We start from the raw sequence: 12,060 nt of genomic DNA, 5'->3' as shown, positions 1-12,060 counted from the left end.
ATATCCCGAGAATAGTCGCAGCTCGTTGTCAGGACGGCTCCATGGGAGGCAACGTGCGGATCCTGCTGCTCGTTACGGCGTTCAACGGATTGAGTCAGCGGGCCTGGTGTGCGCTGCGCGAGGCCGGGCACGATGTGAGCGTCCTGCTCGCCACCGGGGAGGCCGGCATGATCGCGGGCGTCCGCCGGGCCCGCCCCGATCTGATCATCTGCCCGTTCCTCAAGGACCGGGTGCCCGCCGAGGTCTGGCGGCACTGGCGCACCGTGATCATCCACCCCGGCCCGGTCGGTGACCGCGGACCGTCCTCGCTGGACTGGGCGATCGCCGAGGGTGCCCGCACCTGGGGGGTCACCGCCCTGCAGGCGGTCGAGGAGATGGACGCCGGGCCGATCTGGGCCACCCGCACGTTCGCCGTCCCGGCCGCCCCGCCGCGCAAGTCGTCGCTCTACAACGGGCCGGTCGCCGACGCCGCCATGGAGTGCGTCTTCGAGGTCGTCGCCAAGGCCCACGACAAGTCGTTCAAGCCGGTGCCCGCCGACCGGATGCCCGCCGAGACCGCCATCGGCCGACTGCGGCCCCTCATGCGCCAGGACGACCGCGCCTTCGACTGGAGCGATCCGACCGAGCAGATCGTCCGGAAGATCCGCGCTGCCGACGGCGCTCCGGGCGTACGCACCGAGGTAGGTGGACTCCCGGTCTTCGCCTACGACGCCCTGCCCGGATTGATCCGCGCCGCCCGGCCCGGCCAGATCCTCGACCGCCGGCAGGGCGCGGTGCTGGTCGGCACCGGCGACGGCTGCGTCTGGCTCGGTCACCTGCGCGCGGCCGATCCGCAGCACGGCCGGGCCGGCCTCAAGCTCCCGGCGACGACGCTGCTCGGCGCGCGCCTGCGTGGCGTACCCCACTCGCCGCTGGCGCCCGGCATCGAGCCCGAGCATCCCGCCGCCTACCGCCAGGTGCGCTACCGGCGGTCCGGCGCCGTCGGCTGGCTCGCGTTCGACTTCTACAACGGCGCCATGGCGCCCGGGCACTGCCGGCGGCTGCTCGCCGCGCTGCGGCACGCGGCCGCCCAGGACACCGAGGTACTCGTGCTGCGGGGTGGGACGGATGCGTTCAGCAACGGCATCCACCTCAACGTCATCGAGGCCTCGCCGGACGCCCCCAGCGCCGCCTGGGCGAACATCCGGGCCATCAACGAGGTCTGCCGGGAGATCATCACCTGCACCCGGCAGGTGGTCATCGCCGGATACACGGGCAGCGCCGGCGCCGGCGGGGTGATGCTCGGCCTGGGCGCCGACATCGTGGCGGCCCGCGACGGGATCGTCCTCAACCCCTACTACGACATGGGGTTGTACGGCTCCGAACTGCACACCTTCACGCTCCCCCGGCGGGTCGGCACGGACACGGCGCAGCGGCTGATCGACGAGAAACTGCCGGTGAGCGCGGCTCGGGCGCAATCGATCGGCCTGGTCGACGAGGTCGGGCCGCGCCATCCCGACGCGTACGCGGAATGGCTCGGCGCCCTCGCCGAACGCGAGAGTGACATGCGCACCGCGCGGAACCGGCGCTCGGCCAAGAGCCGGCGGCTCGCCGCCGAGAGAGTGCCGCTCGAGGTGTTCGAGGCGCGTGAGCTGGCCGAGATGAGCCAGGACATGTTCGCCGACCGGGCCGGATTCGCCGCGGCCCGGCACGCGTTCGTCCGTAAGCTGAAGGCCACGGAGACGCCGGCCCGGCTCCTGCCCCCGAAGGCGGTCCCCAAGTCCCGCCGGCCCGCCGCTACGCTGCGACCGGCGGTGCCCGTGTCTGCCTGATAGAGGCGTGAGTCGGCAGAGCGAGGTGAGACTTGCCTCAATTTGCCCGGGCTATAGGCCGCGCCGATAACATCGGCGGAGTCGGGACAGCGCCGTCCTGGAGCACCTGAAGCTGAAGGAGCGCCCCGATGACCGACCAGCCCGGCCAACTCGACCCCGACGGCGCAGACGCCGCATTACGCGCCGACATCCGGCGGATCGGCACGCTGCTCGGCCAGACCCTGGCCCGGCAGGAGGGCCGCCCGCTCCTCGACCTGGTCGAAGAGGTCCGCGCCCTGGTCCGCCAGGACGCCAAGGCCGCCGCCGACCGGCTCGCCGCGATGGACGTCACCACCGGCACCAAGCTGGCCCGTGCCTTCTCCACCTACTTCCACCTGGCCAACATCACCGAGCAGGTGCACCGCTCCCGCGACCTGCGGCGGCGCCGGGCCCGCGACGGCGGCTGGCTCGACCAGGCGGCCAAGCGGATCGCCGAGAAGGGCGTGCCGGCCGACGAGATCGCCGCCGCCGCCCGCCGGCTCGCGGTCCGCCCGGTCTTCACCGCGCACCCGACCGAGGCGTCCCGCCGGTCGATCCTGTCGAAGCTGCGCCAGCTCGCCGACGCGCTCGACGCCGAGGCCTCGGCCCAGATCCTGTTCGGCGCGTCCGACACCTCCGCCTCGACCCGGCGGTTCGCCGAGCTGATCGACCTGCTCTGGCAGACCGACGAGCTGCGGCTGGACCGGCCGGACCCGACCGACGAGGCCCGCAACGCGGTCTACTACCTGCGCGACCTGTACGCCGAGGCCGCCCCGCAGGTGCTCGCCGACCTGGCCGAGACGCTGCGCAACCTCGGCGTCGAGACCGCGCCGACCGCCCGCCCGCTGACCTTCGGCTCGTGGATCGGCGGCGACCGGGACGGCAACCCGTTCGTCACCCCGGCGGTCACCCGCGACGTCCTGATGATCCAGCACGAGCACGGCATCCAGGCCACCGAGAAGGCCATGGACAAGCTGATCGACGAGCTGTCGGTCTCCCGCCGGCTGCGCGGCGTCTCGCTCGACCTGTCCGCGTCGCTCGCCAAGGACCTGGACAATCTGCCCGAGGTCGCGCCCCGGTTCCGCAAGACCAACGCCGAGGAGCCCTACCGGCTCAAGGTGCGGGCGATCAAGGCGAAGCTCTCCAACACCCGTGAGCGGCTGCGCCGCGGCACCGCCCACGTGTCCGGCCGCGACTACCTCGGCAACGACGAGCTGATCAGCGACCTCGAGCTGATGCGCGCCTCGCTGGCCCGCAACTCCGGCCAGCTCACCGCGGTCGGCGTGGTCGCCTCGGCGATCCGCACCGTCTCCGCGTTCGGCCTGCAGCTGGCCACCCTCGACGTGCGCGAGCACGCCGAGAAGCACCACGAGGTGCTGCAGCAGATGTACACCCAGGTCGGCGAGGTCGAGGACTACGCGGCCCTGGACCGGCCGCAGCGCACCAAGCTGCTCGCCACCGAGCTGGGCGGGCGGCGACCGCTCTCCAGCGCCGACACCCCGCTCACCGACTCGGCCCGCAAGACGTTCGACGTGTTCAACACGATCCGGGACGTACAGGAGCGGTTCGGCCCCGACGTCATCGAGACGTACATCATCTCGATGACCCTCGGCGTGGACGACGTGCTGGCCGCGGCCGTGCTGGCCCGCGAGGCCGGCCTCGTCGACATCCACACCGGCCGGGCCCGGGTCAACATCGTGCCGCTGCTGGAGACCCCGGCCGAGCTGGACGCCGGTGGCGACCTGCTCGACGAGATGCTGTCGCTGCCGGCCTACCGGGCGATCGTCCGGGCGCGCGGCGACGTGCAGGAGGTCATGCTGGGGTACTCGGACTCCAACAAGGAGGCCGGGATCACCACCAGCCAGTGGCGGATCCACAAGGCCCAGCGGTCGCTGCGTGACGTGGCCGCCCGGCACGGCGTACGCCTGCGGCTGTTCCACGGCCGGGGCGGCACCGTCGGCCGTGGTGGCGGCCCCACCCACGAGGCGATCCTGGCCCAGCCCTACGGCACGCTCGACGGCGCGATCAAGGTCACCGAGCAGGGCGAGGTCATCTCCGACAAATACACTCTGCCCGCCCTGGCCCGGGAAAACCTGGAGCTCACCGTCGCCGCCGTGCTGCAGGCGACGCTGCTGCACACCAGCCCGTCGGTGGACATGGAGCGGCTCACCCGCTGGGACGCGACCATGGACGCGGCGTCGGACGCGGCGTTCGACGCGTACCGGTCGCTGGTGCAGAACCCGGACCTGCCCGCCTACTTCTGGGCGGCCACCCCCACCGAGCTGCTCGGCCAGCTGAACATCGGCTCCCGGCCGGCCAAGCGGCCGAACGCCGACGCCGGCCTCGGCGGGCTGCGGGCCATCCCGTGGGTGTTCGGCTGGACCCAGACCCGGCAGATCGTGCCCGGCTGGTTCGGCGTCGGCTCCGGCCTCAAGGCCGCGCGCGAGGCCGGGCACACCGAGCACATCAAGGAGATGTACGCGGACTGGCAGTTCTTCAAGACGTTCCTGTCGAACGTCGAGATGATGCTGAACAAGACCGACCTGGAGATCGCCGGCCGCTACGTCGAGACCCTCGTCCCGGAAAACCTCCACCCGATCTTCGAGAAGATCAAGGAGGAGTACGAATTGACCGTACGAGAAGTGCTGGCGATCACCGGTGGCACCGACCTGCTGGACTCGCAGCCCGAGCTCCGGCGCACCCTGGGCGTCCGGGACACCTACCTCCTGCCGCTGCACCACCTGCAGGTGGCGCTGCTCCGCCAGTACCGCGACCTGGGCGACGCCGACCGCCAGCTGGTGACCGGCGTACGCCGCGCGCCGTCCGAGTCGACCGCCCTGGAGCGGGCGCTGCTGACCTCGGTGAACGGCATCGCCGCCGGCATGCGCAACACGGGCTGACGCCTCCTGTCTCCCTCGGCCCGCTCTCGCGCTTCGCATCGCCGTAGCTGAGAGCGGGCTGAGAGACCCCGATAGGGCTCTCAGGGTTCTACCGGATCCGTACCGTGCGCGGCCTTCCTAGGCTGGGCCCGTGACCATCATCGCGACTCAGGCGCTGACGAAGACGTACGGCGGCGGGGTGACAGCCCTGGCCGACCTCACCGTCGACGTCGATGCGGGCGTCATCGGGCTCGTCGGCGCCAACGGCGCCGGTAAGAGCACCTTCATCAAAATCATGCTGGGCCTCCTCGCGCCCAGCTCCGGCGAGGTCCGGGTGCTCGGGATCGACCCGGTCACCGAGACCGACAAGGTACGGGCGCGGGTCGGCTACATGCCGGAGAACGACTGCCTCCCGCCCGACGTCTCCGCCTCCGAGTTCGTCACCCACGTGGGCCGGCTCAGTGGGCTGCCCAAGACCGCGGCCCGCGAACGGGCCTCCGAGTCGCTGCGCCACGTCGGGTTGTACGAGGAGCGGTACCGGCAGATCGGCGGCTACTCGACCGGCATGAAGCAGCGGGTCAAGCTGGCCCAGGCGCTCGTCCACGACCCCGACCTGCTGCTGCTCGACGAGCCCACCAACGGTCTCGACCCGGCCGGGCGGGACGCCATGCTCACCCTGGTCCACCGGATCGGCAACGAGTTCGGCATCTCCGTGGTGGTCTGCTCGCACCTGCTCGGCGAGGTCGAGCGGATCTGCGACTCGCTGATCGCCATCGAGGCCGGCCACCTGCTGCGGGCCGACCGGATCTCCTCCATGACCACCGCGTCCGACGTGCTCGCCGTCGAGGTCAGCGAGGGCACCGACGAACTCGCCGCGGCGCTGAGCGCCCTCGGCTTCGCCGTCACCCCCGAAGGCCGGTTGCTGCTGGTGCCGCTCGAATCGGACAGCGCCTACGACAAGGTGCTGCAGGCCGTGGCCGAGCTGGACCTTCCGCTGCACCGCCTCGACCAGCGGCGTCACCGCGTCGCCGAGCTCTTCACCACGAAGGAGACGGCCGATGTCTGAGGCCGGCGTCATCCATGACATCGGGTACCAGCGGTACACCGGTCCCCGGCTCGGCCGGGGCGCCCTGCTCCGCGCCCTCTACGTGCACGGGTTGCGGGCCACCTTCGGGTTCGGCCGCTCCGCCAAATCGAAGATCTTCCCGTGGGGCGTGGCCGGCATCGTGCTGCTCGTCGCGGTGATCAACGCGGCGGTCCGGTCGCAGACCGGCACCTGGCTGTTCGACTACTACGCGTTCGACGACGGCATGAGCTGGCTGGTGATCTTCTTCGTCGCCATCGTCGCGCCCGAGCTGGTCTCCCGCGACCTGCGCTCCGGCGTGCTGCCGCTCTACTTCAGCCGTCCGCTGCGCGCCGCCGACTACGTGATCGCCAAGGTCGCCGCCCTGGTCACCGCGGTGTGGCTGCTCCTCGGCGTACCCCAATTCATCATGTTCCTGGGTGGCGCCTTCACCACCAAGACCGGGATGAAGGGGGTTTGGCACGAGGTCGGGCTGCTCCTGCCCGGCTGGGCGTACAGCGTGCTGTGGGCGTTCGTCTTCGCCAGCATCAGCCTGCTGATCGCCTCGCTCACCGGTAAGCGCGCGTTCGCGGCCGGCGGCATCGTCGCGGTCTTCCTGATGACCGCGCCGGTCGTCGGCGTGCTCAGCGTGCTGCCCTCGGAGACCTCCCGCCACCTGGCCGGCCTGGCCAGCCCGATGAGCCTGATCTCCGGCGTCGAGGGCTGGCTGCGCGACCGGCACGACCTCGGCATCGACGTCGGGAACTTCGGCGTGATCTACGGCATCGAGGCGTTCTGCCTGATCACCGCGTGCCTGTTGCTGCTACTGGCGCGCTACCGGAAGGTGGCCTCGCTATGAGCGTCGTCGAACTCGAGAACGTCTCCCGCTGGTACGGCAACGTCGTCGCGGTCAACGACATCAGCATGACCCTGCAGCCCGGCGTGACCGGCCTGCTCGGCCCGAACGGCGCCGGCAAGACCACCGTGCTGCACATGATGGCCGGCTTCCTGTCGCCGTCCCGCGGCACGGTGACCATCGACGGCTCACCGACCTGGCGCAACCCCGGCATCTACCGGCAGCTCGGCCTGGTCGCCGAGAAGGAGGCCGTGCACGGCTTCCTCACCGCCCGCCAGTTCGTGGTGGCCTGCGCGAAGATGCAGAAACTGCCGGACCCGGCGGCCGCGGCGACCAGGGCGCTCGAACTCGTCGAGATGACCAGCGCCCAGGACCGCCGTATCGAAACCTTCTCCAAGGGCATGCGGCAGCGCACCCGGGTGGCGGCGGCGCTGGTGCACGAGCCGCAGGTGCTGCTGCTGGACGAGCCGTTCAACGGCATGGACCCGCGGCAGCGGATGCACATGATGGAGCTGCTCCACAAACTGGGCGACGAGGGCCACACCATCCTGTTCAGCTCGCACATCCTGGAAGAGGTCGAGCAGCTCTCCGGCCTGGTCCAGGTGATCGTGGCCGGCCGGCTGGCCGCCTCCGGCGACTACCGGCGCATCCGCCGGCTGATGACCAACCGGCCGCACGTGTTCGCCGTGCAGAGCTCCGACGACCGCAAACTGGCGGTCGCGCTGATCGGCGAGAAGTCGGTCAACGGCGTCGAGATCGAGGCGGGCGGCCTGACCGTCCGCGCCTCCGACTACGGCAGCTTCACCCGCGCCCTGCCGCGCATCGCACTGGGCGAGGGCATCCGCCTGCGGCGCCTGCTGCCGTCCGACGAGTCCCTGGAGAGCGTCTTCTCCTACCTGCTGGAGGCATGATGTCCACGGTCGCCTACATCACCGCCCGCGGCCTGTTCGGCCGCCGCCGGGTCCTGTTGCTGCTGCCGTTGCCGCTGCTGCTGGTCGGCCTCGCGCTGATCTGTCGCGCCTACGACGTCGACCCCAACCAGTGGGGCCAGGCCGTCGTGGTCGGCCTCGGCCTCGCCGTGGTCCTCCCGGTGATCAGCCTGATCGTCGGCACCGGAGTCCTCGGTTCCGAGGTCGACGACGGCACCATCGTCCACATCCTCACCAAGCCGCTCCCCCGCCGCGACATCATCCTGGCCAAGCTCCTGGTGGCCGCGGGCGTCTCGGCGGTGGCCTCGGCCGTGCCGCTGTTCGTGGCCGGCATCCTGGCGGACAGCGTCAAGTTCGGCCTGGCCCTCGCGGTCGCGGCGGCCGCCGGTGCGGTCGCGTACTCGGCGCTGTTCCTGCTGCTCAGCCTGGTCACCCGGCGCCCGGTCCTGCTCGGACTGGTCTACATCCTGGTGTGGGAGGGCCTGCTGGGCCGCTGGGTGAGCGGCACCCGGGTGCTGTCCATCGAGCAGTACGTCATCACGATCGCCGACAAGATCGCCCCGACCGGCATGCTCGACGGCAAGGTCTCTCTGCCGGTATCGCTGGTGATGGCGGTCGTCTTCATCATCGGCGGCACCCTGTTCGCCATCAACCGCCTGGGTTCCTTCAGCGTCGCCGGCGAAACAAGCTGACAGCTGGACCAGATCGAACGGGCGGGCGTGACCGGTTGGTCACGCCCGCCCAGACAATTTCCGGGTTTCGCCAACCGATGTCATGCGACTAGTCTGGCTTCGTGTCGTTCAGGTGCGATGTCGCGCTCGGGGGTGCCAAACCGCGGTGAACAAGAACGTGCATCAGGGACTACACGGCGAAGGCTTCATCTACGCACTGGCCTGCGCCGGAGGCTTCACGACCTCCAGGATGAACCTGGACATCGATGGCGTCGACTGGCAGATCGCGCACCCAGGCCCCCGTGGCACCACCCGATCCCCCAGGATCGAAGTACAGGTCAAGTCCTCGTCGGCACCCCGGATCAAGGACGGCGAGATCCACCACTCACTCCGAGTCGATCATTTCAATCACCTGGCCGGTCCTGGCTTCCAGATTCCGCGGTTCCTCTCGGTCGTGATTGTGCCGACCGCAGCCGAGGAGTACGCGATCTGCACCGACCGGCAGATGCAGTTGAGCACCGCGGCCTACTGGATTTCGCTGGAAGATCGCGAGACTCTGCCTACCGAGCCAGGCGACCCTGCGAGTGTGTCGGTGCGGATTCCTACGCGGAATTTACTGACAGTTGAGACGCTCGGATCGCTGCTGGCGGGAGATCGGGCCGGAGATCGGGGAGGTGCGACGCGATGATCCGAGCACAGGTAACTGATCGCGACGCGCTGGCCGCTCGGTTGCCGTCCGAGTTGGCGATGTATCTGCGCGCCCACAACTGGACGATCGGCGAGCGGTCCGGTAGCAGCGTGCTGTGGCTCAAGGTGGTGGACGGGGAGGAGTTCGAAGCCCTTCAGCCGCAGGAATCCACCATTCGCGACTACGCGGCACGGGTCCGTGACCTTCTGAACGTTCTTGCCGTCACTGAGGACCGGTCGGAACTAGAAGTGCTCAGCGACATCTCCAACGTGTCGATGGATGTCCACACGATTCGGACGTTTCCGCCGGACAACGCGCCCGGGATGATCGGCATCGAGGACGGCGTCCGGGCCTTCGAAAGCGTCCGGAACCTGGTGATCGCCGCCGCGTACGTCGTCAGCGTCGAGCAGCCGCGCGCCGTTCAGCCGGCCCGCAAGTCGGCCGAGGTTCTGAAGCTCCTGCGCGACGTACGGATCGGGCCGCCGTCCGAGGGCAGCTTCATCCTCTCCGTCCACACTCCCGTGCCGCCGCGCCTCTCGGCGTCCCAGCCCACGCTGTTCGAGAACGACGCGGCCGAGCCATTCGAACGACGCGTCTCGTTGAAGCTCTACGACGCCGTACGGGCAGCGCACAACGCCGCGAACGACGCCCTGGTCGACCCGAACGGGCTTGATGTCTTCACGGCGGCCGTGCCGGCCGGGGTCAGCGCCAACCTCTGTGAAGCCTTGATCGGGCTGGGCGGCGAGGCCGGCCACCCGTTCGAACTAGCACTTCGCCTGGCGCCCTCCCGCCCGATCGGGACCCGACAGCTCGTTCCGATCCGTTTTCGTCGTGACCACCTGCCGGTGCTGGCGTCGGCCGCGCAGGAAATGCGCGAACGTGTTCCGGAGGAAGGCGCCGTCGTAGCGGGGAACGTCGTGCGGCTACACCGGGAAGGCGCCGGCACCGGCGAGATCAGCATCGCGGGCACGATCGAGGGCGACGATCGCCTGCGGCGGGTCTGGATGAACCTCACGGACGAGGACTACTCGATCGCTACCCTGGCCCATCAGGAGATGTCAGCCGTCTCCGTCCGCGGCGACCTGGTCCGGCGTGGCACCCGCCTGTACCTGACGAATCCGACGGCCTTCCGGACTTCCGCCGGCGACGACTGAGCTCAGGCCGGGCTGATCGGCCCATGTGAACCAGCTGTGATCTAGCGCACATTGGACGCATGCGAACAGGAAGGTTGTTGCTGGTCGGCGCCGTGGCTGCGGGAATCGTTCTCGTCGGGCCACAAGGGGCGGAGGCCGCGTTCCCGGGGCGGAACGGGCGGGTCGTCTTTCCGAGTGAGTCGGTCGCGGGGGACCACACGCAGACCGACCTGTGGAGCATCGGGGCCAACGGCAAGGGCGCTCGGCGCCTCACCAATACGCCGGGGCTCAATGAACTGGGGCCGGCTTTCAACGGGGCCGGCACGAAGGTCGTGTTCTGGCGGACTCCGGCGCCGTTCGGGGCCGGTGCCGTCTGGAGCATGGACGCCGACGGGCGGCATCAGCGGCGGCTCACCACCGGGATGGACGCGCGGGATCCGGTCTTCAACCGGCAGGGGACGCGGATCGTCTTCACCCGGGTCACCGGCGGGAACTTCGACCTGTGGGTGATGAACGCCAACGGGTCGGGGAAGAAGCGGCTCACCAAGGGCGCCGCCCTGGACTTCGAGGCGGCCTGGTCGCCCGACGGGAAGCGGATCGCCTTCACCCGCGGGTCGGCCGAGGGCGACGTCGGCGACATCTTCGTCCTGACGCTTGCCAGCGGGAAGGTCAAGCGGATCACCAGGAACGCCGACTACGACCATCAGGTCGCCTGGTCGCCGGACGGGAAACGGCTCGTCTTCGAGCGGGACACCCTCGCCCAGTCGTCGATCTGGACGGTCGGCGCGGACGGCCGGAACGCCAAGCGGCTCACCAGCGGCAACTTCTTCGACACCGGGCCGGCGTGGTCGCCCGACGGCAAGAGCATCACGTTCGGGACCGACCGGTCGAGCTTCCTCGGCGACCTCTGGGTGATGCGGGCCGACGGCGCGAAGAAGAGGTCGCTGTACGGGGTGCGCAGTGCGGCGGAGGGTTTCCCCGACTGGCAGCCGCGGAAGCGCTGAGTCACGTCCACGTTCGTTGCGTGCGGCGCCATTGCTGCGGGGTGATGCCGTACCGGTTTCGGAAGCGGCGGACGAGATAGCTGGCGTCGCGCAGGCCGGTCCGGGCGGCCACAACGTCGAGCGAAAGGTCCGTCTCGCGGAGTATGCGCCGGACCTCGGTCATGCGCCGCTCGGTGATCCATTCGAGCAGGGGGCGGCCGGTGCGCCGGCGGAGCACGGTCGTGAGATGCCCAGGGGTGTAGCCGAGTGCGCGGGCGACATCGGCGGCGGAGACCGGCCGGCGGAACGTCGCTTCGATCTGCGCGAAGACCCGCTCGACGAGCGGGTCCGGCGGGGCCGGAGCGCTGGGTGCCAGCCGCGCTGCCGCGACCAGAAGCCGGGTGAGCAGCGCGGCGACGGCCTCGTGGGTACCGAGGCGGGCCGGGTCGGCCAGTTCCTCGGCCAGGTCGGCCAGCCACGCCGACCAGTTCGCCCGGTCGGGCCCGGCAATCCGCACGGGTGGCCCGTCGGCCGCAAACAGGGCGAGCAAGGGATGGTGCATCCAGGCCAGCGGGGAAACCGAGGTCAGGGCGGGGACGGCGTCCGGTGTGAACGCGACCGACCACGCGCGGCCGCGGGCGATCTCCGTTGCCGCCCCGACGCCGACGGTCTGCCCCGGTGACACGACGTGGAGGTCGCCGGTCCGCAGCGATCGCTCGGCGCCGTCGACGGTGACCGAGCCCGCACCCTGCTCGACGTAGAGCAGAACGAAGAAGTCGTGCGCGTGCCGGTGGTCCGGCGGGAGTGCGGCGTGGGCGGCGTCGGTGTCGAAACGGGTCACCGAGACCGGCGGCAGACCGGGACGCTGCCGATAGCGGTAGACCAGCGTGCCGCCCGGCCGCACCGTCCGCAGGCTCGACGGAAGTCCGGGTGGGCCGCCAACCAAAGAATGTCCCATGGTGCCTCCGCTTAGTCCTGCCGGAAGACCGCAGATTATCCAAGACTGGGACGTGACGGCACCGCCTGGAC

At 70.2% G+C, this 12,060-nt stretch carries 10 protein-coding genes; 9 read left to right on the top strand and 1 reads right to left on the bottom strand.

Going from position 1 to position 12,060, the window contains the following annotated elements:
• The first annotated feature begins 41 nt into the window (after positions 1–41).
• The 9 genes from Adu01nite_RS26750 (at position 42) to Adu01nite_RS26710 (ending at position 11,052) form a co-directional block, all read left to right on the top strand.
• A complete protein-coding gene (locus tag Adu01nite_RS26750; protein ID WP_239132720.1) occupies positions 42–1,811 on the top strand; it encodes a hydrogenase maturation protein in 1,770 nt (589 codons plus the stop codon).
• 128 nt (positions 1,812–1,939) lie between these two features.
• Positions 1,940–4,729 carry a phosphoenolpyruvate carboxylase gene (gene ppc, locus Adu01nite_RS26745; RefSeq protein WP_203730449.1) on the top strand — a complete coding sequence of 930 codons (2,790 nt, stop codon included), beginning with the start codon at positions 1,940–1,942 and terminating at the stop codon, positions 4,727–4,729.
• A 130-nt stretch (positions 4,730–4,859) separates the two neighbouring features.
• Positions 4,860–5,774, top strand: a complete 915-nt coding sequence (locus Adu01nite_RS26740) for an ABC transporter ATP-binding protein (protein ID WP_203730447.1) — start codon at positions 4,860–4,862, stop codon at positions 5,772–5,774.
• Entirely contained in the window at positions 5,767–6,630 is an 864-nt protein-coding gene (locus Adu01nite_RS26735) for an ABC transporter permease (protein ID WP_203730445.1), read from the top strand. The genes Adu01nite_RS26740 and Adu01nite_RS26735 overlap by 8 nt, the downstream gene beginning before the upstream one ends.
• The gene (locus Adu01nite_RS26730; protein WP_203730444.1) at positions 6,627–7,538 is read left to right on the top strand and encodes an ABC transporter ATP-binding protein; all 912 of its coding nucleotides are present in this window, start codon (positions 6,627–6,629) and stop codon (positions 7,536–7,538) included. The genes Adu01nite_RS26735 and Adu01nite_RS26730 overlap by 4 nt, the downstream gene beginning before the upstream one ends.
• The gene (locus Adu01nite_RS26725) at positions 7,538–8,248 is read left to right on the top strand and encodes an ABC transporter permease (protein WP_203730442.1); all 711 of its coding nucleotides are present in this window, start codon (positions 7,538–7,540) and stop codon (positions 8,246–8,248) included. Before Adu01nite_RS26730 ends, Adu01nite_RS26725 begins: the two co-directional genes overlap by 1 nt.
• Positions 8,249–8,393: 145 nt before the next feature.
• Entirely contained in the window at positions 8,394–8,915 is a 522-nt protein-coding gene (locus Adu01nite_RS26720) for a DUF4365 domain-containing protein (protein ID WP_203730440.1), read from the top strand.
• On the top strand, positions 8,912–10,069 hold the full coding sequence (locus tag Adu01nite_RS26715) for a hypothetical protein (protein WP_203730438.1): 1,158 nt from the start codon (positions 8,912–8,914) through the stop codon (positions 10,067–10,069). The genes Adu01nite_RS26720 and Adu01nite_RS26715 overlap by 4 nt, the downstream gene beginning before the upstream one ends.
• A 59-nt stretch (positions 10,070–10,128) precedes the next feature.
• A complete protein-coding gene (locus Adu01nite_RS26710) occupies positions 10,129–11,052 on the top strand; it encodes a PD40 domain-containing protein (protein ID WP_203730436.1) in 924 nt (307 codons plus the stop codon).
• 1 nt (position 11,053) lies between these two features.
• On the opposite strand, the gene Adu01nite_RS26705 is transcribed toward Adu01nite_RS26710, so the two are convergent.
• Positions 11,054–11,989, bottom strand: a complete 936-nt coding sequence (locus Adu01nite_RS26705) for an AraC family transcriptional regulator (protein WP_203730433.1) — start codon at positions 11,987–11,989, stop codon at positions 11,054–11,056.
• Positions 11,990–12,060: the final 71 nt, after the last annotated feature.

This window comes from Paractinoplanes durhamensis (assembly GCF_016862175.1).
GTDB lineage: Bacteria > Actinomycetota > Actinomycetes > Mycobacteriales > Micromonosporaceae > Actinoplanes > Actinoplanes durhamensis.
The sequence above is the reverse complement of the archived record's forward strand: the minus strand, read 5'-3'. Positions and strand labels throughout refer to the sequence as shown.